We start from the raw sequence: 25,172 nt of genomic DNA, 5'->3' as shown, positions 1-25,172 counted from the left end.
GGGGTCGGGCGGGCGATCGGGGTGGTGGGCGATGGTGGACGGCGAGTGGTGGCGGCTGAACGGGCCGCGGCGGGGCGACGGCGGCGGCGGGCCGGCGAAGGAGCCGGCGGAGCCGGGCGAGGGTGGGTACCTCCCCCCGGCCGCGGCCGTCCCGGCTCCCGCGCCGCCGGCGGACCCACCGGCCGCGCGGGTGCCCGCACCGCCGTCGTCCTCGCCGCCGCCGTCGTCGCCGTCGCTCTCGAAGCCGTCCGTCGGTCCGTCGGCCCGCCCGGGCGGGGTGCGGTGGCAGGCCGGGGGTGGGTTCGCCGACTGGGACGACGTGCACATCGACTTCTCGGCCGTCGACGAGCCCGAGGCCGCGAGCGTGCCGGAACCCCGGGACGGCGACGCGGCACCGGGCGCGGCCGATGCGGCTGCGGCGAAGCCGAGCGGGGAGCAGGCGACTGCCGCGAAGCCGGCCGGCCGGGGCCGCGCCGCACGCAAGGCGGCCAAGGAGCAGGCGGCCCGGCGCGGAACCGCACCGGCCGCCCGTCCAGGCCTGCTGGCCGGCCGCCGGCCCGCACCGCTGCTGCTGGTCGCCTCGGCCCTGCTGGTGGGCGGTGCGGTGACCCGGATGGTGCTGGTGATGCTGGTGGGGTGGGCGCTTGCCTACCTGTCCCGCAGCCTCGGGGACCGCAGCCGGAAGTTCGCCGTCCTGGGGATCCCGCTGCTGGCCGTCACCGGGCTGGTGCTCTGGTTCTGGGGCCGGGGCCAGGGCAAGTGGGGCCCGGCGCTGCAACCGGGCGAGCAGCTCTGGGCGGCGGCGCCTGGGGTGCTGCGACTGGCGGCGGTGCTGTCGGCGGTGTACCTGCTGGTGGTGACCGTGCGGCGGCGCGGGCAGTGACCCCACCGGCCCCCGGCGGTGCGGACGACGGGCGGCACCGCCGGCCCGGCCGGTGATGCCGCCCTGCTCCTGGCGGAGGGGTTACCGGTGAGGCCTACTCGTGGAACTCGAAGCGCCACGCCTGGTCGAGCCGCTCCGGCTCCAGCGGCCGCAGCGCCGTCATCGGGGGGAAGATCCGGAGCAGGCTGAGGTCCACCGCCAGTTCGACACCGTCCACCGGGCCGCCGGGGACGACGACATGGAACGTCTGCGGCGCGGCGGACTGCCGGAGCTGCCACTCGGTGGCCTGCGAGGAGCCGCGGAGCATCTTGTTGATCTCGGGCACGCCGTCGAAGCTGAGGTACGTCTCGTGCCGGAGGTTCTTGATGGTGACGTTGCCGTTGGAGAGGCTCTCGACGTGCCACTCCTGTTCGCCGGGCTGACCGGTCGGCGGCAGGACGACGGCGGGGGCCTTCGAGTCGTTGAGCGTCAGCAACTGCTCGCCGCGCTTGGCGATGCCGTAGGGGCCGTTGGGGATCGGTGCTGCCATGACAGTCTCTCCTCGGATGGGAAGTCGTCGGTGCGGCGCTCCCGTCGGAGCGCACACGGACGATCCTTGCCCTGGAGTGCCACCGCAGGTGACGGACTCGCCCGGCGGTCGCCCGATCGGGTGACGTTCCGCGGCGGCGGGCCGCTGTGTTGCCCGGAGCGGTGCGGACGATGATCCCGTCGTCGTCGGACTCGCGGGGTTCGACCGGGCCGTCGGCGGCGCGGATTTCGGCACGGGTCCGGAACTGCGATGTGCGGGACCGCGTCTCGATCATCAGGTCGCGAAGGCGGATCGAAGGGGAACCAGGGTGCAACGGCAGACTCGGCGTCATGTCGGGGGAGCAGTACGGACCGCGACGGCCGCGTGCGCAGCGATCACCCTCGCCGGCTGCTTCCCCGCGGGCGGGGAGCCCGCGAAGCGCAGTCCCGGTGCCGCGGCCGGGGAGGTCACCGTGGTGCGCGGGAACAGGGTGTACCCCCTCACCATCAGGGTCACCGACTGGCAGGTCGGTCCGCATCCGCAGGTCCCGGAGCGGGGAAACGGCGTGCACGTCAGTTTCCGCAGCACCGCCACGGGCGACCTGCCCGAAGTCGTCGTGGAGGTCGCGCTGTGCGCGGTGGACGCGGCGGACGTCGTGCTGCTGTGCAGCACCGTCGTCGCGCGACAGGAGGACCGCCGGATCGAGGACGGCGACCGCTGGATCGGCCCCGCCGAGCTCCCCCGCAGCCTGTCCGAAACGGCCCGGGTCGTCCTCCTGCCGGACCAACTGCGCCCAGGCCTGAACGCCGGTGACCCCAAGGACGGCGACGGCTACGTTCCCCCCGGTCTCCCGTCACCGGGCGACCGACTGCGTACCGCCTGAGCCGAAGACCGATGACCGGGCAGCCCTCGGCCGGTGTCGTCAGGCGCCGAAGTCGGCGTAGTCGTCGAACTCGCCGGCCTTGACGCCCAGGAGGAACTTGGCGAACTTGGCGGGGGTGGTGCGGACGACGATCTCGCCGTCGTCGGACTCGCGGAGTTCCACCAGGCCGTCGACGGTGCGGACCTCGACGCAGTCGTCATGTGCGGCGGAGTAGCTGGACTTCTGCCACTCGGGGCTAGGCATGCTTGCTTTCCATCTCCTTTTTCATGGACCGTATGAAGTCGCGGGACTCCTCGGCCGAGAGGGCAGTCGCTTCCAACTGGGCGAGGATGACCCGGAACCTTGCCACATGGGCTGGAGCGTCGAGCAGCTGGCAGCCGAAGCCTGTGTCCGTCTGCAGCGTGTCCAGGTCCGGGATCGGCCCTTCGGCATAGGTGAAGTTCTCGATGGGGCTCGGCAGGCCGGCGATCTCGAACGGCAGCACTCGAACCGAGATGCCCGGCGCCTCGGAGTCCTCGATGAGAGAGCCGAGCTGATCGGTACGAACCTGGCGGCCGCTGAACTGCATCCGCAGCGCTGCTTCGTGGATGAATGCCGAGTACGGCGTTGCACCGGAGCGGACAGTGTGTTGCCGCTGAATCCGAAAGGCCGTTCTGAGATCGACCTCGTGTCGGGGGAGGGGTGGGTAGGCCTGGGAGAAGACGGCCGAAGCGTAGGTGCCGGTCTGAAGTAGGCCGGGCACGAAGGTGATCGTGTAGGACGAGAGTCGCCGCGCATCCGCCTCAAGCTCTGCGACTTCGAGAAAGTCCGTCGACAGCGTGTCGCGGTAGGCCTCCCACCAGCCGATCCTCCCTCGTTCCGTGATGATGTCGGCGAGCCCGTCGATCAGCGGCTGGTTGACGCACATACAAGCTGCGGCGATCGTCCGCAGGCGCTCCACGCTGATGCCGATCCTGGCCGATTCCATCTGCGTCACTTGGGCGGGGTTCATCCCGACAAGGCGGCCGAGCTGAGTGCCACCGAAGCCGGCCTGTTCTCGCATCCTGCGGAGCTCGGCGCCGAGCCTGCGCTGGCGGAGGGTTGGGGAGGTGCGTGGAGGCATGGCTTCCTTCCAGGGCAAGGACCGGGCCCAAGTCTGCCGCGCCGATCGCGCAGCGGTCCATTTGAGGCTCCGGTACCCCGGTAGGGGGAACATCCAGAATGAGTGGAAATTTGGATACAGAGCTGCGCTATGGTCGTTCTGCGTCGATCAGACGGATCGTCAGTAACGCCTGATTCCAAGGCAGCAGCCATCTGCCGCCCCGCACCGCAGAGCAGCCACGTCCGGCCTGGCTCACGGCGACGAACCCGCCGACGCGTACCTCACCCCCTTCCGCACGGAGGTCTCCCATGCCTGCCTGCAACCTGCCCGAACCGCCCCGAGCGCCTCACGCGCCGCGGTCTCCCGAGCCGCCCGACTGGTCCGCCGCCCGCGAGGAGCTGCGGGCGGCGATGGCCCTGGCCGGCTGGCCGCCGGAGGCCGTCCAGGACGCCGACCTCGCCCTCTGCGAGCTGTACGTCAACGCCTGGAAGCACGGGGGCAGTCCGGCTCCCGTCGTGGTGGTGGTCGTGCTGGCCGACCGTACGCTGCGGGTCTCCGTCTCCGACGACAGTCCCGATCTCCCCGAGGAGCGGCCCTGCTCCGACCCGTACGAGCTGTCCGGCCGGGGACTCCACCTGGTCCGCACCCTCACCCACCGTTTCGGTACCGCGCCCCGCAAGGCGGGCAAGAGCATCTGGTTCGAGCTGGACGCCGCCGCATGACCGACGACCGCCGCCCCGTCCCGCGCCATGTCCCGCGCCCCGTCCCGTTCCCCGCCGTGAACCGAGGTGGACCATGGGCGTCCTGATCCCACTGGTGCTGCAGTCGACGCACGTCGAACGAACCACCGTGCCCTACCTGACCGTCGAGCGCGTCCCGGACGCCGCCGTCCAGCTCCGCTGCGCCGTCGATCTCGACATCACCCTCGCCCCGGGGGAGCAGCTCGCCCTGCCGCTCACCCGCGACCAGGCGGAGGACCTGTTGCAGGCCCTCGCCGCCCACCTCGGCACCCGCGTGATCCGGCTGCACCGATGACGAGCGGGACCGCCGGCTTTCTGGTCGGTGCGGCTCTGTTGACGCTCCTGGTGCTCGCCCTCGTGGTCGTGGCCCTCGGGGTCCTCGCGACGCTTCGGGCGGCGCCGTACCCCGACGAGCACCCCGCCGCCCCGCCGCCCCGGATCACCCGCCACGGCCGCTGGGAGCTGCGCCAACTCCCGGACGGTGGCCACGAATACTCCTGGATCGCCCGCCAGGCCGGCCACTTCGGTCCCGAGACCCGCGCACCGGCCACCCGCCCCCGGCCCGGCCGTCACCGCAGGCGTCATGGTGCACCCGGCTGATCCCGGCCCGCCCGCGCCCGGTCAGGCCCCCAGCAGGTGCTGCAGCTCGTCCAGGACGGCGTTGGCGCCGGTGTAGCCGATGCCCTGGAACCAGAGCTGGTCGGAGACCGGGAAGGCGCGGTGGGCCTTGACGGCGGAGAGGGCCTGCCAGCCGGGGCTCGCCAGGGTCGCGGTGGCGCCGGCCGCGTCCGGGTCGCCGTAGACGGCGTACAGCAGGACGTCACCGTCCGCCCGGGCGATCTGGTCGGCCGGTACCTCGACCGCGAACTGGGCGGCGTTCTGCTGGTCGGGGCGGGACAGTTGGACGTCGTCGAGCAGGGTGGCGAGGAAGTTCTGCCGGGCGTACAGCCGGACCGGGGCGTTCTCGACGAAGCGGACCAGGCTGATCCGGCGTCCGGACGGTCCGAGCGCCTCGGCGACCTGGCCGGTGTGCCGCTGGTAGGCGGCGGTCACCGCGTCGGCGGCGGCCTGGCGGCCGAGTGCCTGGGCGTGCTGCTGGAAGTTCGCCTTCCAGGGGTGGCCGGTGGTCGCGGTGAGCAGGGTCGGCGCGATCCGGCGCAGGGTCTCGTAGTGGGCGGCGTCGCGGACCTGGCTGCCGAGGATCAGGTCCGGCTTCAGCCGCCTGATCAGGGCCGTGTCGGGGGAGCCGACCTCGCCGACCAGGGTGATCTGCGCGAGCCGGGAGGCGGACCAGTAGTCGGGCAGGCCGCTGTCCGCCGGGGCCCGGGCGGCGCCGACCGGGGTGATGCCGAGGGTCATCGCCGAGTCGAGTTCGGCGGTGTCGAGGGTGACCACGCGCGGGCCGGCCGGCGGCGGGGTGTCGGTGGCGCTGTCGGCGGTCGGCGTGCCGGACCCGGGCCCGGCGCAGGCCGCGAGGGCTGCTCCGCCGAGCCCGGCGAGCAGGGCCCGGCGGGTGATCTGAGGTGGCATCGGGACCTCCCGGACACGGTCGACGGTTCGTCGATTATGTCCGGAATGTCAGCTCGCTCGGGTCTTTCCCGCCCAGGGCGCGCCCGGTACCACCAGCGGTGTGCCGGTGACCGGGTCCGGGACGACCACCGAGTCCAGGCCGAACACCTCACGGACCAGCCCGGCGGTCACGATCTCGGCCGGCGGACCCTGCGCGACGATCCGCCCGCCGCGCATCGCGACCAGGTGGTCGGCGTACCGGGCGGCCTGGTTGAGGTCGTGCAGCACGGCGACCACCGTCCGGCCCTTCTCCACGTTCAGCCGCCGGACCAGGTCCAGCACCTCCACCTGGTGGGCGATGTCCAGGAAGGTGGTGGGCTCGTCCAGCAGCAGGATGTCGGTGCCCTGGGCGAGGGCCATCGCGATCCAGGCCCGCTGGCGCTGCCCGCCGGAGAGCTCGTCGACGCTGCGGTCGGCCAGCTCGGTGGTGGAGGTGCGCAGCAGCGCCTCGGTGACCGCCTCCTCGTCCTCGGCCGACCACTGCTGCCACCAGCTCTGGTGCGGCTGGCGGCCGCGCGAGACCAGGTCGGCCACCGAGATGCCCTCGGGGGCGACCGGCGACTGCGGCAGCAGGCCGATCCGCCGGGCGATCTGCTTGGTGGGGATCCGGGCCAGCTCGGCGCCGTCCAGCAGGACGGCCCCGCCGGCCGGCTTCAGCAGCCGCCCGAGGGCCCGCAGCAGGGTGGACTTGCCACAGGCGTTCGGGCCGACGATGACGGTGACCCGGCCGTCGGGGACGGTGAGGTCCAGCTCTTCGACGACCGTCCGGGCCTCGTAGGCGAGGGTCACCCCGCGGGCCTCCAGGCGGTGGGCGGGGGTCGTGGTCTGCGCGGCTCGCGCGCTCTGCGCGTTCTGCGTGTTCGGCGCGGTCATCAGGAGCCTCCACGGCGGGATCGGAGCAGCAGCCACATCAGGTACGGGGCGCCGACCAGGCCGGTGACCACACCGACCGGCAGTTCGACGGGCGCCAGCGTCCGGCGGGCCAGCAGGTCGGCGAGCACGACCACCACCGCCCCGGTGAGGGCGGAGCAGAGCAGCGGGATCTGCGCCGACCGGGCCAGCCGGACGGCGATCTGCGGGGCCATCAGCGCGACGAAGTCCACCGGCCCGCAGGCGCCGGCCGCGCAGGAGGCCAGCACGATGCCGAGCAGCGCCATGCCGGCCCGGGTGCGGTTCAGCCGCAGGCCGAGGCCCACCGCGGTGGCGTCGTCGAAGGAGATGCTGCGCTGGGCCCGGGCCGCCCAGAGCGCCACCGGCAGGGCCGCCAGCAGCACCCAGGACAGCCAGCCGGACTGGGCGTCCCCGGCGCCGTTCAGGCTGCCGGTCATCCAGACCTTCGCCTGCTGGGCCTGCAGGCCGTCGCCCTTGGTGAGGAAGACGGTGGTCAGCGAGGACAGCGCGACGCTGATCCCGATGCCGATCAGCACGAAGCGCTGGGCGTGCAGGCCGCCGCGCCAGGCCAGCGCGTAGACCAGCAGCCCGGCGACCAGCCCGCCGCCGACCGCCGCGTACGGCACCTGGCCGGTGGAGCCGACCACCGCGTAGGCCAGCAGGCCGACCACCAGGGCCGCCGCCCCGTGCGAGACGCCGACGACGTCCGGGCTGGCCAGCGGGTTGCGGGCGACGGTCTGGATCAGCGCGCCGGCCAGCCCGAGGGCGAGCCCGGCCAGCAGCCCGACCTGCACCCGGGGCAGCCGGAACTCGCCGACCACCAGCTCGTGCGGGCTGGGCCGGCCCGTGACGACCTTGAGCACCTCGGCCGGCGACACGGTGGACTCGCCCAGGCAGAGCGAGGCGACCACGGCGGCGGCGAGCAGCAGCAGCAGTCCGGCCGCGGCCAGCGCCGAGCGCCGGTGCAGCAGGAAGGACGCGGGGCCGGCCCGCAGCACGCGGTAGCCGGCGGGCACGGTGGCGGCGCTCACGCGGCCACCACCGTGCGACGGCGGACCAGCACGACCAGCACGGGGACGCCGACCAGGGCGGTCATCACCCCGGCGGGCACCTCGGACGGCGGGAAGAGCACCCGGCCGAGGGCGTCCGCGAGCAGCAGCAGGGCGGGGCCGAGCACGGCCGAGAGGGTGAGCACCCAGCGGTGGTCGGCGCCGACCAGGGCGCGGGCCGCGTGCGGGACGGCCAGGCCGACGAAGGCGACCGGGCCGGCGGCGGCGACCGCCGAGCCGGTCAGCACGGTCGCGCCGAGTGCGCCGGTGGCGCGGACCAGTCCGGTCCTGGCCCCGAGGCCCTTGGCGGTGTCCTCGCCGAGCGCCAGCGCGTCCAGGCCGCGGGCGACCGCGAACACCAGCAGCAGGCCGGCCAGCAGGAACGGCAGCAGCTGCCAGGCGACGTCGGCGGTCCGCCCGGAGAGCGATCCGACCTGCCAGAACCGGAACTGGTCCATGGTGGCGGCGTCGGTGGTGAGCACCAGGGTGTTGAGCGAGGCGATGAACGCCGACATCGCGGCCCCGGCCAGGGCCAGCTTGACCGGTGTCGCGCCGCCCCGGCCGCGCCCGGCCAGGGTGTGCACCAGGACGGCGGCGAGCGCCGCGCCGGCGAAGCCGAACCAGACGTACCCGGTGAGCGAGGTCACCCCGAAGGCGGAGATCGCGACCACCACGCCGGCCGCCGCGCCCTGGCTGACGCCGAGGATGCCGGGGTCGGCGATCGGGTTGCGGGTGATGCCCTGCATCACGGTGCCGGCCGGCCCGAGCGCCGCGCCGACCGCCAGGCCGACCACGGTGCGCGGCACCCGCAGTTCGCGGACGACCACGGCGTTGGTGGTGTCCCCGCCGTGCAGCAGGGCGGCGACGGTCTCGCCGAGCGGGATGCCGCGGCTGCCGACGGTCAGGCTCAGCAGTACGGCGGCGGCCAGCACGGCCAGCGCGGCGGCGAGCCAGAGTATGCGCCGGCGCAGCAGGCGCAGCTTGCCGGGCGCGGTGGTGTCGGTCATGGGTCCCTTCCTGCTCCTCCCCGGGGCGTCGTCCAGGGGCTTCCCCGGCGACCGGCCGGGGTGGCCCCGCCCGGGCGTGGGGCTCGGGGGAGAGGGACCGCCAACAGCTTAGGCAACGCTAAGTTCGGCGTGGGCGACGGGGCGGACCAGGCCCCGGACCAGGGGTGGCATAGCCTGGCGGCATGCCCTCGACGCCCGCCGCAGCCGCGGTCTCCCCCTCGGTCGTGACCTCGCCCGCCGCCTCCGCAGCGGCCGCCGCCGGCCCGCTGACCGTCGGCTTCGACCTCGACATGACGCTGCTGGACACCCGGCCCGGCATCAAGGCCACCTACCAGGCCCTGTCGGCCGAGACCGGCACGTACGTCGACGGCGACCTGGTGACCACCCGGCTCGGCCCGCCGCTCACCCACGAGCTGCGCAACTGGTTCCCGGAGGCGGAGGTGCCGGCGGTCGCCGCCCGGTACCGGGAGCTGTACCGGGAGCTGGCCTTCGCCCCGACGGTGGCGCTGCCCGGCGCCCACGCGGCGGTCGAGGCGGTCCGCGCGGCCGGCGGCCGGGTGGCCGTGATCACCGGGAAGTACGAGCCGAACGCCCTGCTGCACCTGGAGCACGCGGCCCTGCACGCCGACGTGCTGGTCGGCGACCTCTGGGCGGAGGGCAAGGGCGACGCGCTGCGCGAGCACGGCGCCACCGTGTACGTCGGGGACCACCTGGGCGACGTCCGCGGCGCGATCCGGGCCGGGGCGGTGGCGGTCGGCGTGGCCACCGGCCCGTACACCGCGGAGGAACTGCTGGCGGCCGGCGCGGACGTGGTGCTGGCGGACCTCACCGAGTTCCCGGACTGGCTGGCCGGGCACCTCGCCCGGTAGCGGCCGGCACCGCCCGGCAGGGCCGCCGGGGAGGCCGGCCCGCCGGCTCGTGAGCCCGCAGGCCTGCCGGCGGCCCCGTCAGTCGGTCGCGGCGGCCCGGCGGCGCTGGGAGCGGGCCGAGCTGAGCATCCCCACCAGGGCGAGCAGGAAGCCGAGCGGCATCAGCATGCTGAGCCAGTACGCGGCGGTCGGCAGCGGCGTCAGGTGGAAGAACAGCGGGACGAAGGTCACCAGGGTGGCGACCGCCCCCACCGCGAAGACGATCGCGCCCGCCCGGACGTACGTGTCGCTGCGGTCGGCGCGCTGGCTGCTCACTGGACTGCTCCTCGGACGTGGCGTGGCGTACGGCCCCAGTGTCGCAGAGGGTCCGGGCGTCCCGGGCGGGGCGTCCGGGGTGTCGCCGCGAAGGGCGGCCCGGTACGGCGGGCCGGCCGGGAACGGCGGGGGAGCGACGGGGGAACGGCGGGGAACGCCGGAGGGAGAGGCCCGTCACGTTGCGCAGTTTCACGGGCGCTGGGAGTTTTGATCGCTGCTGGGCGGGGGTATGCAGCCACTGCACGGGGCGCGTCAGGTGTGTCCCGCTTTCCGGCCGGGGGTGTGAGCCAGTGGACAGCGCCATGTCGCGGTCCGGCCAGGCCGGGCCCGGTCCGGCCCCGTCCGCCAGACTCGCGCCGGGGCCCGCGGTACGAGAACGGGCCCACGCCGCGGACCCGAGGCCGTGACAGACCGTTAGTCTGCTCCGGCGGGGCGCCGGAAGCGGGTTGCCGCGCGGTACGGGCCGATCCCGGCCCGCCGTCACCCGGAGCCGTCCGCAGCGCTCACCCAGACCGTTCGTCCAGCGTCATCCATCCAGGGATCCCCGCGCGCCGGGGTCCTTCACACCCACACCGAGGACTGTTCGAGATGCCCACCGGCCAGGTCAAGTGGTTCAACGAGACGAAGGGCTACGGCTTTCTGTCGCGCGACGACGGCGGCGAGGTCTTCGTCCACACCAAGGCGCTGCCCACCGGTGTCACCGTGCTCAAGCCGGGCCAGCGGGTGGAGTTCGGCGTGGTCGCCGGCCACCGCGGTGACCAGGCGATGTCCGTGACGCTGCTGGAGGCGCTGCCGTCGGTGGCCGCCGCCCAGCGCAAGAGCGCCGACGACATGGCGCCGATCGTCCAGGACCTCATCACCACCCTGGACGCGGTGCTCCCGGGCCTCCAGCACGGCCGCTACCCGGCGAAGCCGACCGGCCAGAAGCTGGCCGCGCTGCTGCGGGCGGTCGCCGACCAGTTCGACGTCTGACCCCGGCCGACCCCGACCCCCGGCGTCCGCGCCGGGGCTCAGAAGTCCAGCGCACCCGGGCCGAGCGCGGGGACGAGTCCCTCGGCGGCGGCCCGGGTGAGCAGGCCGCGCACGGCGGCGTAGCCCTCCTCGCCGAGGTCCGCGGTGAACTCGTTGACGTACAGCCCGATGTGCTGGTCGGCGACGGCCGGGTCCATCTCCTGGGAGTGCGCCAGCACGTACCCGCGGCTGGCGGCCGGGTCCGCCCAGGCCTGCCGGACGGACGCCCGGACGGTCTCCGCGATCTCCCGCAGCCGCTGCGCGCCGAGCGAGCGGCGGGCGACGATCGCGCCGAGCGGGATCGGCAGGCCGGTGTCCTGCTCCCAGGCCTCGCCCATGTCGGCGAGCTTGCGCAGGCCGTACTCCTGGTAGGTGAAGCGGGCCTCGTGGATCACCAGGCCGGCGTCCACCCGGCCGTCCCGCACGGCGGGCATGATCTCGTCGAACGGCAGCACCACCACCTCGCCCAGGCCGCCCGGCACCGCCCGGGCGGCCCAGATCCGGAACAGCAGGTAGGCGGTGGAGCGCTCGGACGGCACCGCGACGGTCTTCCCGCTCAGGTCGTCCGGCGCGTCCGGGCGGGTGAGCACCAGCGGGCCGCAGCCCCGCCCCAGCGCCCCGCCGCAGGGCAGCAGCGCGTACTCGTCCAGCACCCAGGGCAGCGCGCCGTAGCTGATCTTCAGCACGTCGAGCTCTGCCCCGGCCTCCGTCCCGCGGGGCCCGCTCCGTGCGGCCAGGCCGTTGGTGACGTCGATGTCCGCGAAGGTCACCTCGGGCGCGTCGGCGCCGGGCACCAGGCCGTGCGCCCAGGCGTGGAAGACGAAGGTGTCGTTCGGGCAGGGGGAGTAGGCGATGCGCAGGGGCTCAGCCACGGGGGACCTCCTTGAGCAGCTCCGGGTACGGCAGGGCGGCGAACGCCCCGGCCAGCGCGGCCAGTGCCTCGCCGATCCGCCAGGCCGAGCGGTCGCGCGGGCCCACCGCGTTGGACACGGTACGGACCTCCAGCGCCGGCAGGCCGTGCCGGGCGGCGGCCTCGGCCACGCCGAAGCCCTCCATCGCCTCGGCGGCCGCGCCGGGGTGCCGGGCGGCCAGCTCGGCGGCCCGGCCGGCGCTGCCGGTGACGGTGGAGACGGTGAGCACGGCGCCGGTGGCGACGGCCAGGCCGGCCGCCCGCAGCGCCCCGGCGGTGGCCAGGACGGCGGCCGGCGGCGGGGTGTGCCGGACGGTGCCGAAGCCCAGCGCGGTGACGTCGGCGAAGCCCTCGGGCGTCTCGGCGCCCAGGTCGGCGGCGACGATCGCGTCCGCGACCACCACCGAGCCGACCGGGGCGTACGGGGCGAAGCCGCCGGCGATCCCGGCCGGGACCACCAGGTCGTAGCGGTGCAGCGCCAGGGCGGTGGCGGCGCCGGCGGCGGCCGCGGCGGGCCCCACCCCGGCGGCCAGCACGTCGATCCCGGTACCGGCCCGCCGCGCGCGGTGCAGGACGCCGCCGGGCAGCGGCACCGAAGGCGGCCGGGCGTCGTCACCCAGGCCGCGCAGCACCGCCTCGGCCTCGGGCTCGACCGCGACCACGACGAGCAGCCGGGCCTGCGGGAGGCCCGGCTGCCCGGTGTCGCTCGTTCGGGTGGTCACCGCGGGTGCGGTCAGGCGTCCTGGGTCGTCAGCTGGAAGTACCAGACCGCGTAGATGTCCTGGGTCTTCGGGTCCGACTCGACCACGGTGAGCAGGGTCTTGCCGGTCGCCGAGAGCGCGGTCGACGCGGGCACCGAGCCGGACCAGGTCTGGCCCTTGTTGGCGTTCGCCAGGCTGAACTGGCCCTGCTGGCCGCCGTTGGTGAACGCGAACCAGCCCTTGTCGGCCACCTGGGGGGTCACGCCGACGCCGATCCGGTCGCTGGCGACCACGTCGGAGGACGGGATCTTGCCGTCGGCCAGGGCCTCCTTGGCCTTGGTCTGGCAGTCCGCCTGCTCGTTCTCGGTCATCGCGGTACCGGTGCCGCCGCAGAACGGGCGGTCGATCTCCTGCGAGGAGCGGCCGACGGTCACGGTGACGCGCTTGTCACTGGGCTGGTCCTGGCCGGTCGCGTACGCGATGGACCCGCCGACCGTGCCGGCGCCGATCACGACGACGGCGCCGACTGCGGCGATGACACGGGTGCTGAGGCTCATGGCAGAGAGGCTACCGGGCTTTGCCGATCACGCTACGCCGGGGTCGGCCACCGCGTGTTGTCCCGCCGTCGCGCGGGCCGGCCGGGGCCTGCCGGGCGGTCGCCGGCCGGTCCGCGCGCGGTGGCCGCGGTCGCGGTTGCGGCGGCCCCGGGCCGGGTGGCCGCGGCGGGCCCGCTCAGGCCACCTTGGCGGTCGCGGGCCGGCGGCGCAGCCCGATCCGGAACAGCGACCGGACCGTCCACAGCAGGACCAGGCCGACCACCCCCGCCGCCACCGACAGGCCCAGCGCGCCGTTCAGCGGCATGGTGATGCCCAGCGCGCCGCCCGCCACCCAGCTCAGCTGCAGCAGGGTCTCCGAACGGGCGAACGCCGACGTCCGGACGGACTCGGGGACGTCCCGCTGGATCAGCGCGTCCAGGGCCAGCTTGCCCAGCGAGGCCGCCATCCCGGCCGCCGCGGCGACCGCCACCACCGTCAGCACCCCGTACCAGAGCGCGGCCGCGCCGGCGGCCAGCGTCGCCACCAGCAGCATCGCGGTGACGATCGTCTCCGAGCGCCGGGTGCGCAGCCAGGAGCCGAGCACCGAGCCGAGGGCGTTGCCGGTGCCGGCCGCCACCGCGACCAGGCCCAGCGCGACGGTCGGCTGCAGTCCGCCGATCGGGTCGTCCCGGAGCAGGAAGGCCAGGAACATCACCAGGAAGCCCACCAGCCAGCGGAGCGTGGCCACCGCCCGCAGGGCGAGGATCACCGACGGTCCGACGGTCCGCAGATTGGCCTTCGGCTGGGCCTTCGGCGGCGGCTGCGGGTGCAGGTGCAGGTGGCCGTGCGGCTGGTCGTCGGCGTGCAGCACGGCCCGCTGCTCGCCCTTCGCCGAGTCCACCTTGTGCGGCAGGTGGAAGGCCATCAGGGTGCCGACCACGAAGACCAGGAAGGCGCCGCGCAGCGGCCAGCCGGGGCCGATCAGGTGCAGCCCCGCGCCGATCGGCGCGCCGACGAAGGTGGCCAGCAGCCCGGCCAGGGTGACCCGGGAGTTCGCCTTCACCAGCGACAGCCGGCTCGGCAGCAGCCGGGGCACCACGACGCTGCGCACCACCCCGTACGCCTTGGACGCCACCAGGACGCCGAGGGCCTCCGGGTACAGCGCGATGCCGCCGCCCACCACGGTGCCCGCCATCGTCCAGGCCAGCACGGCGCGGGCCAGCATCGAGGTGGCCATCGCGGCCCGGCGGCCGTGCGGCAGCCGGTCCAGCAGCGGGCCGATCACCGGGGCCAGCAGCGCGAACGGTGCCATGGTGATCAGCAGGTAGAGCCCGACCCGGCCGCGGGCCTCGCCGGTGGGCACCGAGAAGAAGATCGTGGAGGCCAGCGCGATGGTGATCAGCATGTCGCCGAAGGAGTTCAGCGCGTGCAGCTCGATCAGCTTGGCGAGCCCGGACTCGCCGGCGCCCTCGGCCGAGGTGGCCTTCCGGATCCGCCGGCCGGTGCCGTGCACCACCCGGCCGGTCCGCAGCCCGGCGGCGGAGGCGCCGCGGACCAGGAAGTTACGGCTGCCGGGGAGTTCGTCCTCGTCGGGTCCGGGCCCGGCCTCCGCTGCGCGGTCCTGCCCCGCCCGGCCCTCCTGCCCGTCCTGCCCCGGCGGAGCGGGCGGCCCGGCCTCCCCGGCGGCGTCGCCGTGGCGGGCGCCCGCGGCACCGGCGCCGGGCGGCGGCGAACCGTCCACCGGCTGCGGCTCTTCGCCGTCCGCAGGGAGGACCTGGGGCTGTTGTCGCGGCACGGCGGCCGACTCGTCGGGGCTGCCGGCCTGCGAGGCGTGCCGTGCGTGCTGCGACGGGTCTTCTTCCGCCACATAGGCCATCCTGCCCGAGAAACCCGGCCGGGACGAGGGATTGGGCTCCGCTCGGCGCGGCCCGCGCACCCGCCCGGGCGTCCGACGGCCGGACGCCTCGGGCCCCGGGCTGTCCCCGGTGGCTGACCGACGGGTAGCCTGCCCTGTGCGTCACCACCCTGGGCGTCACCACACGTACCGCAGGGCCGCCGAGGGGGGAACCGGGCGAGGCGAGCGGCGCGGTCGGTACCCGGAGGGGCTCGCGGTCGCGCAGAATGGACGAGAGAACCGAGCCGCGACGGAACAGGCAACATGCCGTAGGCAACAGAAGAACTGGGAGAGAATCGACGCCGTGAGTGCTGCGATGCGAAGCCGTACCCCCGATCGGCTCTGTGCCGAGGCCGTCGAACTCGCCAGGGAGGCAGCGGCCGAGGCGGTCGGAGCGGAAGCAGTGGGGGCACACCTCGGCGCCCAGGCGGACGCCGAGCGGGTCGTCACCCACACCTTCGAGTGTCTGGACGCCGCCTACCGCGGCTGGCACTGGGCCGTCACCGTGGCCCGCGCCCCGCGCGCCAAGAACGTCACGCTGGACGAGGTCGTCCTGCTGCCCGGCGACGATGCCGTCCTCGCCCCGCAGTGGGTGCCGTGGAGCGAGCGGCTGCGCCCCGGGGACATGGGCCCCGGCGACCTGCTGCCGACCGACGCCGACGACCTGCGGCTGGAGCCGGGCTGGACGGGCGAGGACGAGCCCGCGCCCAACTCGGTCGCGGCCCTCGCCGACGCCGACGACCTGGAGATCACCGACCCGGCCATCCAGCCCGCCCCCGCGCGGGCCCGGATCGGCGCGGTCGCCGAGGAGCTGGGCCTGGGGCGCCCCCGGGTGCTCTCCCGGCTCGGCCTGCACCTGGCCGCCGACCGCTGGGAGCAGGCGCACGGCCCGCAGACCCCGATGGCGCAGGCCGCCCCGGCGTCCTGCAACAGCTGCGGGTTCCTGATCCCGATCGGCGGCTCGCTGGGCCAGGCCTTCGGCGTCTGCGGCAACGAGTTCGGCCCGGCGGACGGCCAGATCGTCTCCTTCGCGTACGGCTGCGGCGGGCACTCCGAGGCCGCCGTCATCCCGGCGCCGCCGGCGCCGTCCGAGCTGATCCTCGACGAACTGGTCATCGAGCCGCTCCAGCTCCACCCGGACCGCTCCAGCGGATCGGTCGAGCCCGACGCCCCGGCCGAGGAGCTCGGCCACTCCTGAGGAGCCGGCCACCCCTGACGGGCCGGACCTCGCGTCCGGCCCGGTCGGGCGAAGTCACCTCCGGGGCCGCCCGGGGCCGTCAAGGCCCCTGGGCGGCCTCCGGGCCGTCCGGCCCTGCCGGGGCCGTCGCCCCGGCCCGGAGCCCCCGGCCCCGGCCCGCGCGTCCGTCCCCCCGGCCCACGTGTCCGGGGTGTCCTGGCGGGGGGTCAGCTCCCGGCGGCGGCGCCGTGCGTCCCCGCCCCCGCATGCCCGGCGGCGCCCCGGTGGGGCCGCCCCGAGCACCACTCCGGGTACCGCCCCGGGCACCGTCCGGGAGCCCCGCCGGGTGACCGCCCGGGCCCGGCCGCCGCCCCTGGTCCGCCGCCCGCTCCGGCGCAGGGAAGAATGCCCTCGTACGAAGGACGAAGTACAGGGCGGCGGAAGGCAGGTCCAGTGGAGCCTCGCATCATCGGCAGCGGTTCGGACGAGCAGGCCGCGGACCCGTTCGGCACCACGGCGCTGCGGCGGCGGGTGCTCGACGCGTGGTCGGCCTCGCCGGCCCGGTTCCGGGAGGACGCCAACGCCGAGGAGGAGCTGGCGCTCGGCGGCTACCGCGACCGGCTGGTGGTCGAGCTGGCGCAGAACGCCGCCGACGCGGCCGCCCGGGCCGGCGGCACCCCCGGCCGGCTGCGGCTCATCCTGCAGGGCGGCGTGCTCGCCGCCGCCAACACCGGCGCGCCGCTGGACGCCGCGGCCGTGGAGTCGCTCTCCACCCTGCGGGCCTCCTCCAAGCGTGCCGACGGCACCCCGACCGTCGGCCGGTTCGGGGTCGGCTTCGCCGCCGTGCTCGCCGTCACCGACGAGCCGGCCGTGCTCGGCGCCGCCGGCGGCGTGCGCTGGTCGCTGGCCGAGGCGCACGCGCTGGCCGGGGCCGAGCCCGCGCTGACCGAGGAGCTGCGCCGCCGCGACGGTCACGTGCCGCTGCTCCGGCTGCCGTTCGCCGCCGAGGGCGAGGCCCCCGCCGACTACGACACGGTGGTGGTGCTGCCGCTGCGCGACGCCGCCGCCGAGGACCTCGCCCGGCGGCTGCTCACCGAGATCGACGACGCCCTGCTGCTCACCCTGCCCGGCCTCGCCGAGATCGTCGTCGAGACCCCGGACGGCACCCGCGTGCTGACCCGCTCGCCCGGCGAGCAGCGCCCCGACGGCCTCACCGTCGTCACCCTCACCGACGACGCCGCGGGGCAGCGCACCAGCACCACCTGGCAGCTCGCCGGCGCCTCCGGCACCCTCACCGCCGACCTGCTCGCCGACCGCCCCACCGAGGAGCGGGCCCGCCCGTACTGGACGGTGACCTGGGCCGTCCCGGTCGGCGCCGACGGCGTCCCGCAGACGCTGCGCACCACCCCCGTGGTGCACGCCCCCACCCCCAGCGACGAGCCGCTCGGCGTGCCCGCGCTGCTGATCGCCTCGTACCCGCTGGACCCGACCCGCCGGCACGTCGCGCCCGGACCGCTCACCGACTTCCTCACCGAGCGCGCCGCCGACACCTACGCCGACCTGCTGCGCGCCCGGGGCGGCGACCTCGGCTCGCTCGGCCTGGTGCCCGGGCCGCTCGGCCAGGGCGCGCTCGACAACGCGGTGCGCGCGGCGGTGCTCGGCCGGCTGCCCGGCATCCCCTTCCTGCCGCACCCCGCGCCGGTGGAGGAGGGCACCCCCGCCCTGCGCCCGCGGGACGCCACGCTGCTGGAGGGCGCCGACACCTCGGTGGTCGAGGCCCTCGCGCCGATCTTCCCCGGCCTGCTGCCGGCCGGGCTGGAGCGCCGCAGCGAACTGCGGGTGCTGAACGTCCGCCGGATCCCGCTCGCCGAGGTGGTCGACCAGCTCGGCGGCCTGGAGCGGGAGCCCGCCTGGTGGCGCAACCTGTACGCGGCGCTGGCCGCCGCCGACCCGGAGTCGCTCGGCGCGCTGCCCGTCCCGCTCGCCGACGGCCGGACGGTGACCGGCCCGCGCCGCGTCCTGCTGCCCTCCGACGCAGCCGACTGGGCCGCCTACCCGGGCTACCCCGACGCGCTGGCCGGGGCGCTCGCCCTGCTCGACCTGCGCCTCGCCCACCCGGAGGCCGCGCACCCGCTGCTGGCCAGGCTGGGCGCCGGCACCGCCACCCCCGCCGGGGTGCTGGACACGCCCGAGGTGCGGGCCGCGGTGGCCCGCTCCTACGAGGTGGCCGAGGACGACCTGGACGCCGCCGTGGACCTCGCGGACGCCGTCCTGGCCCTGGTCAAGGCCGCCGGGACGACCCCCGGCGAGCACCCCTGGCTGTCCCGCCTGGCCCTGCTGGACGACGAGGGCGAGGCCAGCCGGGCCGGCGAACTGGTGCTGCCCGACAGCCCGCTGGCCGCGCTGGCCCGCGAGGACGACGCCGGCTACCCGGACGAGGACCTGCTGGAGCGCTGGGGCCCCGAGGTGCTGGCCGCCACCGGCGTGCTCAGCGCCTTCGTGCTGGTCCGCGCCGAGGACGTCCCGCTCGACCCGGACGACCTGGAGCGGCTCGACCCGACCGTCCCGGCCGACCGCGCGGCCGGCGGCGCCCCGACCGGCCTGATCGACGAGGCCCCGGACGGCCTGGCCGACTGGTGCGAGGACGCGCTGGAGGCCCTGCACGCGGACGACGACGGCGAGCTGGGCGTGCCGCCGGTCGCCGCCGAGCTGCTCGCCGTCCGCGACCTCGACCTGGTGGACGACCGGGCCTGGCCCGAGGCGCTCGCCCTGCTGGCCCGCCCGCCGTACCGGGAGGCCGTGGTCAACCCGGTGCGCACGCTGCTGCCGGACGGCGGCTACGTGGACCTGCCGCCCTACACCGCCTGGTGGCTGCGGGACCACCCGGTGCTGGACGGCCGGGAGCCGGCCGGCCTGCGCGCGGCCGGCGCCGACCCGCTGCTGCGCGGCCTCTACGACGAGGCCAGGACCACCCTGGACGAGCAGTTCCTGCACGCCCTCGGGGTGCGCACCACGCTGGCCGCGCTGCTGGCCGAGCCGCACGGCCCGGACGAGCTGCTGGACCGCCTCACCGACCCGGCCTCGATCGTCGGCCACCGTCAGCTGCACGGCATCCACAGCGCCCTGGCCATGGTGGACCCCGAACGGATCGATCCGCTGGACCTGGTCCGCGCGGTGCCGCCGCTGGACCCGGAGACCGGCCGCCGGCCGGCCGGCACCGTCCTGGTGGACGCCACCGAGGCGGTCGTCGCCGACGCCCCCGACCTGGTCCAGCTGCTGCACCCCTACCCGCTGCTGCCGGTGGCCCCCGCCCTGGCCGGCGCGCTGGCCGAACGGCTGCACGTCTCGCTGGCCAGCGAGGTGGCCGGCGGGCGGGTGCTCTCCGAGGGCACCCTGCACCGGGTCCCCGCCGTGGTCCGGGAGCTGCTGCCCGGCTGCCCGGTCGCCTACGAGGAGCACGAGGAGCTGCTGGTGGTCGGCCCCGACGGCGAGGAGGCCGCCGTCGACTGGCGCTGGGACACCTCGGCCGAGACCCCGGACGCGCCGTACGACCCCGAGACGGCCGAGGAGGCCGACGAGGACGACGAGTTCGAGGTGCCGCCGGCCCCCGGCCTGCTGCACGCCGCCACCCCGGAGGGCCTGGCCGCCGGGCTGGCCTGGTCGGTCGGCCAGTGGCACCGCCGCTTCGAGGTGCTGGCCGCGCTGGCCGAGCCGGACCGCGCCTACGAACTGTCGGCCGCCAGGGACTTCGAGGGCTGACGCCGCGGGCCCGGCCGGCGGCGCCACCCGGCGCCGGCCGGCCGGGGCCGTCGGCCGCTCGGGGCCGCCGCCGGCCGCATCGTCGCGGGCGGCCCGGGCGGCCCGCAGCCCGCGGCGGAGGAACACCGTCATGGTGAGCCACAGCGCGGCCCCGAGTGCCTTGGCCACGCCCGGCCGGCCGGGCGTGAACCCGGTGAACCGCGCGATCCCCCACAGGACCGATGCCAGGAGGACGACGGCGAGCAGGCCGCCGAGGAAGGCGACGAACGCCTCCAGGTCCCCCGTCCGGTCGCCGCCACGGTCCCCGCCCCGACGCGTCATGCCGCCACCCCCCTCTGCCGTCGATTGTCCGCCGGGGCACGGGAGTTGCGCCATGGCGCCCCCCGCAGCGCAGACCGCCCCCGCGGCGCCCCGCACCACCGCCCCCAGCAGCGCAGACCGCCCCCGCACCGCACCGCACCGCACCGCGCCCCGCCCGGGAGGGGTCAGGCGGCGGCGCCGTCCGGCGGCAGCTCGCCGTCCGGCCGCTGCCGGTCACGGATCAGGTACCCGGCCTGGAAGCGGCTCTTCGCGCCGATCCTGGACATGATGTCCGAGATGTGGCGCTGGCAGGTGCGGTCCGACATGCCGAGCCGCCGGGCGATCGACTTGTCGTCCAGGCCGAGCGACAGCAGGCTGATGATCGCCTGCCGCAGGTCGTCCGAGATCGCGCTGGCCTGCGCCCGGTCCGTCGCGGTGGCGAACGGCATGCTGCGCAGCCAGCTCTGCTCGAAGGTGGCCCGCATGAAGTCGATGATGTTCGGCTCCCGGATCACCAGGGCGGCGTCCCGGTTCTCCTGGACCTCGATCACCGCGACGCTCCGGTCGAAGACCAGCATCCGCCGCACCCGGTCGCCGGTCGTGCGCACCTGGCCGCCGAGCGCGGTGATGTGCTCGACGTAGCCGATGGTGGGCGGGCTGTACCGGGCGGTGTGCTGGTAGATGGTGCGCATCGCGACCCCCCGCGAGAGCATCTCCTCGTCCCGCCGGGCGGCCTCGGCCAGTACCTCGGTCCGCCGGCCGCCGCCCGGCTGGGCGGTCAGCACCTCGTTCACGCAGCGGTGGGCGGCGTCCTGGATGATCGCCCGCACCGAGGCCAGGTCGGTGACCAGTTCCACCCGCTCGGTGCGCGCCAGGTGGGCGGCGCCGGCGTGGTACTCCGGCTCCAGCGCCAGGATCTGACAGCGCGTCCGGTCGATCGTCAGCTGGAGGTCGCGGAGCAGGTTCTCCATCGGGGCCAGCACCCGCGCCGCGGCGGACTCCGGCGCCACCGGTGTGAGTTGCCGGTCGTCCTCGATGATCCTCCCGACCAGGTGGAGCTGCTCCAGCTCGCCCACCACCTGCTCGGCGGTCTCGGCCGGCAGCCCGAGGGCCGCCTCTAACTCCTCGGGCGAGAAGCGCACCCGGTTCACCGCGTACGCGTAGACGCGCCGGGCGGTTTCGCTCAGTTCTGGTGCACTTGTTAGCCCTGATATGTCACCAATCGCCATTGATTGGCTCCCCCTCAGTCATCCGTCAGGCGTGTTTCCGCCTCCAAACTATCTCGACGTCGAGCTGTTGCCAGTGTGATTGTTGTCGTGTTCGCCGCCGCTAGGAGACTCCCGGAAATCATGAAGATCGCCCGCTCCTTCCTCCTCCTGCTGATCGTCGCGGCAGTGCCCGGCATCACCGTCATCGGTGCAGGTCAGGCCGCTGCCGCAAGCTCCACAAATGGAAGCTGTGCCACCGCAAGCGGTGCCACCGCAAGCGCCCTCGCCGCCCGGTCCGCCGAGTCGCCCGCCGGTCCCACTCCCGGAGGCGACACCGGCTGGGGCTGATCCCGCCGCGCGGTCCTCCGGCGCTCCGGCGCCCGGCACCACCACCACGACCGCGGTCGCCGTCCGGCGCCGCTCCTCCTGCCACGCCTCCCGCGCCCCGGGCGCGCCCGCCGCGCCCGGCCGGCCCTCGCCGCCGGGCGGGCCGGGCCTGCGCGCCACCGGCCGCCCGCCGGGCGGCGGCACCGCAACAACCACCCCACGTACAGCAGTCGGCCGTGGACGGGCTCAGCCCTGCCCGGCCGCACGGATGAGGATGGATGGGTATGGGTATCACCGACGCGGACCTCCCGGGTTCCGCCGCCGCGCTCGACGATCTGCGCTCCGGCTTCGAGGGGCCGCTGCTGCTCCCCGCGGACGAGGGGTACGACGAGGTCCGCGCGATCTGGAACGGCATGCACGACCGCCGGCCCGCGCTGATCGCCCGCTGCCGCTCGACCGCCGACATCGCCGCGGCCGTGCGCTTCGCCCGGGCCGCCGGCCTGCCGGCGACGGTGCGCGGCGGCGGCCACAACGTCGCCGGGACGGCCGTCGACGACGACGCCGTGATGATCGACCTCTCGCTGCTGCGCACCGTCACCGTAGACCCGCAGGCCCGGCTGGCCCGGGCCGAGGGCGGCAGCCTGCTCAAGGACGTCGACACCGCGACCGCCGCGCACGGTCTCGCCTGCCCGGCCGGCGTGGTCGGCCACACCGGCCTCGGCGGCCTCGCGCTCGGCGGCGGCTACGGCTGGCTCACCCGCAAGTGGGGCCTGACCTGCGACCACATCGTGCAGGCGGAGCTCGTGCTGGCCGACGGCTCGGTCGTCCAGGCCACCGACGAGAGCCACCCGGACCTGATGCGCGCCCTGCGCGGCGGCATCGGCAACTTCGCCGTGGTCGCCGCCTTCACCCTGGAGCTGCGGCCGGTCGGCCCGCTGAGCTACCGCAGCGCGCTGTACCCGATGGAGGACGCCCCGGCCGTCCTGCGGGCCTTCCGCTCGTTCACCGAGAAGCAGTCCGACGACCTCCGGGTCTTCGGCGCCTTCCAGGAGCTCGGCCACGACGAGTCCGTCCCGGCGGCGCTGCGCGGCCGGCAGGCCCTGGACCTCGCGGTGGTCTGTTCGGCGGACGACCCGGAGAGCCTGGCCCAGAGCGCGCAGCTGCTGGACGCCGTTCCGGCCGCCGGGTACTTCGAACAGACCATGTCCTACTACGAGTTGCAGGCCAGGCTGGACGCCAGCGGCCCGGCCGGGCGGCGCTACTTCACCAAGACCTGCTACCTCGCGGACCTCGCCGACGGCACCATCGAGCAGCTGGTCGAGGCGGCCCGCCGCAACCCGTCCCGGCTGTCCTCGATCGACGTCGAGTTCCTGCGCGGCGCGATCACCGAGGGCACCGGCCGCCCGTCGGCCTTCCCGCACCGGGACGCCGCCTACCTCTGCACCGCCTGGGCCGCCTGGCTCGACCCCGAGCAGGACGAGGCGAACGTCGCCTGGTCGCGCGGCACCATGGCCGCGCTGTCGCCCTGGCAGACGGCCGGCAGCTACGGCAACTACGTCCCCGAGGACGAGTCCGCGGCCCCGGCCGGCGACGCCTGGCTCGCGGAGGTCAAGGAGCGTTACGACCCGGAGAACCTCTTCCGGGGCCGGCGCAACGTCGTGCCGGCGGTCTGAGCCGCACCCGTACCGGGGCGCCCCGCGCGCCCCGTCCGCTCCCGTACGGCCGGGCGGCGGCCGGCCAACCGCCGGCGCCGCCCCGCCGCCCCGCCACCCGGGGCGGCACCCCTGTGACACCGGAAGGAGGGAACCCCCACATGCCGGTCGGAACACTCCCGACGAACCCCCTCTACGAGGACTTCCACGACCGGGCCGTCCGACGGCCCGACGCCCCCGCGCTGCACTGGCACGACACCGTCGTCGACTACGGCGGCCTCGCCGCGCTGGCCGAGCTGGCGTACGCCGAGCTCGCCGCGCACCCGGGCGGCCCGGTGGCGCTGCCCGCCCGCAAGTCCCCCCGGGCGATCGCCCTGGTGCTGGCCTGCCTGCGGGCCGGCCGCCCGCTGCTGCTGGTCTCCGAGAGCCTCGGCCGCCGCACGCTGAACGAGCTGGTCGAGCGGGCCGGCTGCGGCTGGCTGGCCGAGGCCGGCGAGCACACGACCGACTGGACGGACCTCGGCCCGGCCGGGCCCGGCGCCCCGGTCCTGGACCCGGCCACGGCCGGTCTGGTGCTGACCACCTCGGGCTCCACCGGCACGCCCAAGCTGGTGCCGCTCGGAGCCGCCGCGCTGGACCGCTTCACCCGCTGGGCGCACGAGCGGTTCGGGCTCGGCGAGGGCCGGACGGTGCTCAACTACGCGCCGCTCAACTTCGACCTCTGCCTGCTGGACATCTGGGCGACCCTGCGGGCCGGCGGCTGCGCCGTCCTGGTCGACCCGGAGCACGCGGTGGACCCGCGCCGGCTGGCGGAGCTGTTCGAGCGCACCCGCCCGCAGGTCGTCCAGGCCGTGCCGATGCTGTTCCGCATCCTCGCCGAGGCGGGCACCGCGCCGGTGCCGGAGGTCCGGCACGTCGTGCTGACCGGGGACCACACCCCGCTGCCGGTGCGCCGGGCGCTGCCCGGGCTGTTCCCGTCGGCGGAGTTCCACAGCGTGTACGGCTGCACGGAGACCAACGACAGCTTCCTGCACACCCTCGGGCCGGCCGACCTGACGGAGGGCGGGACGGTGCCGCTGGGCCGTCCGCTGCCGGGCGTGCGGACGGCGCTGGCCGGCCCCGACGGCCCCGACGGCCCCGACGGCCCGGACGGGACGCTGACGGGAGCAGGCACCGGCGAACTGCTGGTGGCCACCCCGTTCCAGACCGACGGCTACCTCGCGGACGGGGCCCCGGGCGGCCGGTTCACCACCGGCCCGGACGGCACCCGGTACTTCCGCAGCGGTGACCTGGTCAGCCGCGCCGAGGACGGCACGCTGACGCTGGTCGGCCGGACCGACTTCCAGGTCAAGGTGCGCGGGGTGCGGGTCAGCCTGGAGGAGGTCGAACGGGTGCTGCTGGGCCACCCGGAGATCGCCGAGGCGGGGGTGCTCGCGCTGCCCGACCGGGCGGCCGGGGTGCGGCTGCACGCCGTGGTGCGGCGCCGCTCGGAGCGGCTGAACTCACTGGCACTGCGGGCGTACTGCGCCGAGCGGCTGTCGAAGGCGGCGATCCCGGCGGCCTTCCGGCTGACCGGCGACCCGCTGCCCAGCACGTCCACCGGAAAGGTCGACCGAGGCCGGCTGAGGGCCGAGTTGTTGGAGGAGAGCACGTGAGCGTCGCGACCGTCATCAAGCAGCACATCGTCTCGGAGTACGCGCCGGACACATCCGTCGACGAACTCCCGTCCTCCTACGACCTGTTGGACACCGGTCTGGTGGACAGCCTGGCTCTGCTGGGGCTGATCACCTGGGTGGGGGAGCGGTTCGGGGTCCCGGTCGACGAGGTCGAGATCTCGCCCGACGACTTCCGGTCCGTCGACGCGATCCTGCGGTTCATCGAGATCACCAAGAGCGCCTGAGC

The 25,172-nt window shown here is 75.5% G+C and carries 26 protein-coding genes; 13 read left to right on the top strand and 13 right to left on the bottom strand.

The genetic code is table 11. The annotated features are described in order from the left end of the window. The first annotated feature begins 31 nt into the window (after positions 1-31). Entirely contained in the window at positions 32-883 is an 852-nt protein-coding gene (locus IE329_RS22680) for an energy-coupling factor transporter transmembrane protein EcfT (protein WP_229927669.1), read from the top strand. 94 nt (positions 884-977) lie between these two features. Here the strand turns inward: IE329_RS22680 and IE329_RS22675 are convergent, their stop codons facing one another. Beyond that, positions 978-1,412 (bottom strand): hypothetical protein, encoded by a 435-nt coding sequence (locus IE329_RS22675; RefSeq protein ID WP_190212790.1) that lies wholly within the window; start codon positions 1,410-1,412, stop codon positions 978-980. Between the two features lie 544 nt (positions 1,413-1,956). Here IE329_RS22675 and IE329_RS22670 point away from each other — a divergent pair. Next, on the top strand, positions 1,957-2,274 hold the full coding sequence (locus IE329_RS22670) for a hypothetical protein (protein WP_190212789.1): 318 nt from the start codon (positions 1,957-1,959) through the stop codon (positions 2,272-2,274). A gap of 39 nt (positions 2,275-2,313) precedes the next feature. Here the strand turns inward: IE329_RS22670 and IE329_RS22665 are convergent, their stop codons facing one another. Next, on the bottom strand, positions 2,314-2,517 hold the full coding sequence (locus tag IE329_RS22665; RefSeq protein ID WP_190212788.1) for a DUF397 domain-containing protein: 204 nt from the start codon (positions 2,515-2,517) through the stop codon (positions 2,314-2,316). Continuing rightward, a complete protein-coding gene (locus IE329_RS22660) occupies positions 2,510-3,376 on the bottom strand; it encodes a helix-turn-helix domain-containing protein (protein WP_190212787.1) in 867 nt (288 codons plus the stop codon). Before IE329_RS22660 ends, IE329_RS22665 begins: the two co-directional genes overlap by 8 nt. Positions 3,377-3,663: 287 nt before the next feature. Here IE329_RS22660 and IE329_RS22655 point away from each other — a divergent pair, with 287 nt between their 5' ends. The 3 genes from IE329_RS22655 (at position 3,664) to IE329_RS22645 (ending at position 4,695) form a co-directional block, all read left to right on the top strand. Further along, entirely contained in the window at positions 3,664-4,077 is a 414-nt protein-coding gene (locus IE329_RS22655; protein WP_190212786.1) for an ATP-binding protein, read from the top strand. 73 nt (positions 4,078-4,150) lie between these two features. After that, complete coding sequence (locus IE329_RS22650) at positions 4,151-4,390, top strand: hypothetical protein (RefSeq protein ID WP_190212785.1); 240 nt, start codon at positions 4,151-4,153, stop codon at positions 4,388-4,390. After that, positions 4,387-4,695: a hypothetical protein gene (locus IE329_RS22645; protein WP_190212784.1), complete on the top strand. Its 309-nt coding sequence runs from the start codon at positions 4,387-4,389 to the stop codon at positions 4,693-4,695. Before IE329_RS22650 ends, IE329_RS22645 begins: the two co-directional genes overlap by 4 nt. A 21-nt stretch (positions 4,696-4,716) precedes the next feature. Here the strand turns inward: IE329_RS22645 and IE329_RS22640 are convergent, their stop codons facing one another. Genes IE329_RS22640 through IE329_RS22625 form a run of 4 tightly spaced genes read right to left on the bottom strand, consistent with a single transcriptional unit; the run spans position 4,717 to position 8,611 of the window. Further along, a complete protein-coding gene (locus IE329_RS22640; RefSeq protein WP_190212783.1) occupies positions 4,717-5,625 on the bottom strand; it encodes an iron-siderophore ABC transporter substrate-binding protein in 909 nt (302 codons plus the stop codon). A gap of 48 nt (positions 5,626-5,673) precedes the next feature. Further along, positions 5,674-6,537, bottom strand: coding sequence for an ABC transporter ATP-binding protein (locus IE329_RS22635; protein WP_190212782.1), 864 nt, complete (start codon positions 6,535-6,537; stop codon positions 5,674-5,676). Beyond that, the gene (locus tag IE329_RS22630) at positions 6,537-7,586 is read right to left on the bottom strand and encodes a FecCD family ABC transporter permease (RefSeq protein ID WP_190212781.1); all 1,050 of its coding nucleotides are present in this window, start codon (positions 7,584-7,586) and stop codon (positions 6,537-6,539) included. Before IE329_RS22630 ends, IE329_RS22635 begins: the two co-directional genes overlap by 1 nt. Continuing rightward, positions 7,583-8,611 carry a FecCD family ABC transporter permease gene (locus IE329_RS22625; protein ID WP_190212780.1) on the bottom strand — a complete coding sequence of 343 codons (1,029 nt, stop codon included), beginning with the start codon at positions 8,609-8,611 and terminating at the stop codon, positions 7,583-7,585. Before IE329_RS22625 ends, IE329_RS22630 begins: the two co-directional genes overlap by 4 nt. A gap of 182 nt (positions 8,612-8,793) precedes the next feature. Here IE329_RS22625 and IE329_RS22620 point away from each other — a divergent pair, with 182 nt between their 5' ends. Further along, entirely contained in the window at positions 8,794-9,480 is a 687-nt protein-coding gene (locus IE329_RS22620) for an HAD family hydrolase (RefSeq protein WP_190212779.1), read from the top strand. Positions 9,481-9,558: 78 nt separating this feature from the next. Here IE329_RS22620 and IE329_RS22615 read toward each other — a convergent pair whose 3' ends face one another. Further along, positions 9,559-9,795, bottom strand: coding sequence for a hypothetical protein (locus IE329_RS22615; protein WP_190212778.1), 237 nt, complete (start codon positions 9,793-9,795; stop codon positions 9,559-9,561). Between the two features lie 588 nt (positions 9,796-10,383). Here IE329_RS22615 and IE329_RS22610 point away from each other — a divergent pair. After that, positions 10,384-10,767, top strand: coding sequence for a cold-shock protein (locus IE329_RS22610; protein ID WP_073924044.1), 384 nt, complete (start codon positions 10,384-10,386; stop codon positions 10,765-10,767). Between the two features lie 38 nt (positions 10,768-10,805). Here the strand turns inward: IE329_RS22610 and IE329_RS22605 are convergent, their stop codons facing one another. The 4 genes from IE329_RS22605 to IE329_RS22590 form a co-directional block, all read right to left on the bottom strand. Then, the gene (locus IE329_RS22605) at positions 10,806-11,678 is read right to left on the bottom strand and encodes a 1,4-dihydroxy-6-naphthoate synthase (RefSeq protein WP_190212777.1); all 873 of its coding nucleotides are present in this window, start codon (positions 11,676-11,678) and stop codon (positions 10,806-10,808) included. Further along, positions 11,671-12,438 carry a futalosine hydrolase gene (locus tag IE329_RS22600; protein WP_190212776.1) on the bottom strand — a complete coding sequence of 256 codons (768 nt, stop codon included), beginning with the start codon at positions 12,436-12,438 and terminating at the stop codon, positions 11,671-11,673. The genes IE329_RS22605 and IE329_RS22600 overlap by 8 nt, the downstream gene beginning before the upstream one ends. An 11-nt stretch (positions 12,439-12,449) precedes the next feature. Further along, positions 12,450-12,974: a hypothetical protein gene (locus IE329_RS22595; RefSeq protein WP_190212775.1), complete on the bottom strand. Its 525-nt coding sequence runs from the start codon at positions 12,972-12,974 to the stop codon at positions 12,450-12,452. Between the two features lie 175 nt (positions 12,975-13,149). Beyond that, positions 13,150-14,511 carry an MFS transporter gene (locus IE329_RS22590; protein WP_190212817.1) on the bottom strand — a complete coding sequence of 454 codons (1,362 nt, stop codon included), beginning with the start codon at positions 14,509-14,511 and terminating at the stop codon, positions 13,150-13,152. A gap of 652 nt (positions 14,512-15,163) precedes the next feature. Between IE329_RS22590 and IE329_RS22585 the strand changes: the two genes are divergently transcribed. Together IE329_RS22585 and IE329_RS22580 are read left to right on the top strand one after the other, a co-directional pair. Next, on the top strand, positions 15,164-16,045 hold the full coding sequence (locus IE329_RS22585) for a DUF3027 domain-containing protein (protein WP_190212816.1): 882 nt from the start codon (positions 15,164-15,166) through the stop codon (positions 16,043-16,045). Between the two features lie 432 nt (positions 16,046-16,477). Beyond that, the gene (locus IE329_RS22580; protein WP_190212774.1) at positions 16,478-19,783 is read left to right on the top strand and encodes a sacsin N-terminal ATP-binding-like domain-containing protein; all 3,306 of its coding nucleotides are present in this window, start codon (positions 16,478-16,480) and stop codon (positions 19,781-19,783) included. A gap of 485 nt (positions 19,784-20,268) precedes the next feature. Here the strand turns inward: IE329_RS22580 and IE329_RS22575 are convergent, their stop codons facing one another. Continuing rightward, positions 20,269-21,312 carry a LuxR C-terminal-related transcriptional regulator gene (locus IE329_RS22575; protein WP_190212773.1) on the bottom strand — a complete coding sequence of 348 codons (1,044 nt, stop codon included), beginning with the start codon at positions 21,310-21,312 and terminating at the stop codon, positions 20,269-20,271. 120 nt (positions 21,313-21,432) lie between these two features. Here IE329_RS22575 and IE329_RS22570 point away from each other — a divergent pair, with 120 nt between their 5' ends. The 4 genes from IE329_RS22570 to IE329_RS22555 all read left to right on the top strand — a co-directional run bounded on the left by IE329_RS22570 (position 21,433) and on the right by IE329_RS22555 (position 25,170). Beyond that, a complete protein-coding gene (locus tag IE329_RS22570; RefSeq protein ID WP_190212772.1) occupies positions 21,433-21,639 on the top strand; it encodes a hypothetical protein in 207 nt (68 codons plus the stop codon). Between the two features lie 263 nt (positions 21,640-21,902). Then, entirely contained in the window at positions 21,903-23,291 is a 1,389-nt protein-coding gene (locus tag IE329_RS22565) for an FAD-binding oxidoreductase (RefSeq protein ID WP_229927668.1), read from the top strand. 140 nt (positions 23,292-23,431) lie between these two features. Next, on the top strand, positions 23,432-24,925 hold the full coding sequence (locus tag IE329_RS22560; RefSeq protein ID WP_190212771.1) for an AMP-binding protein: 1,494 nt from the start codon (positions 23,432-23,434) through the stop codon (positions 24,923-24,925). Further along, a complete protein-coding gene (locus tag IE329_RS22555; protein WP_190212770.1) occupies positions 24,922-25,170 on the top strand; it encodes a phosphopantetheine-binding protein in 249 nt (82 codons plus the stop codon). The genes IE329_RS22560 and IE329_RS22555 overlap by 4 nt, the downstream gene beginning before the upstream one ends. Positions 25,171-25,172 lie beyond the last annotated feature (2 nt).

The sequence above is a fragment of the Kitasatospora indigofera genome (assembly GCF_014655955.1).
Lineage (GTDB): Bacteria > Actinomycetota > Actinomycetes > Streptomycetales > Streptomycetaceae > Kitasatospora > Kitasatospora indigofera.
This window is presented reverse-complemented; position numbering and strand designations above follow the sequence as displayed.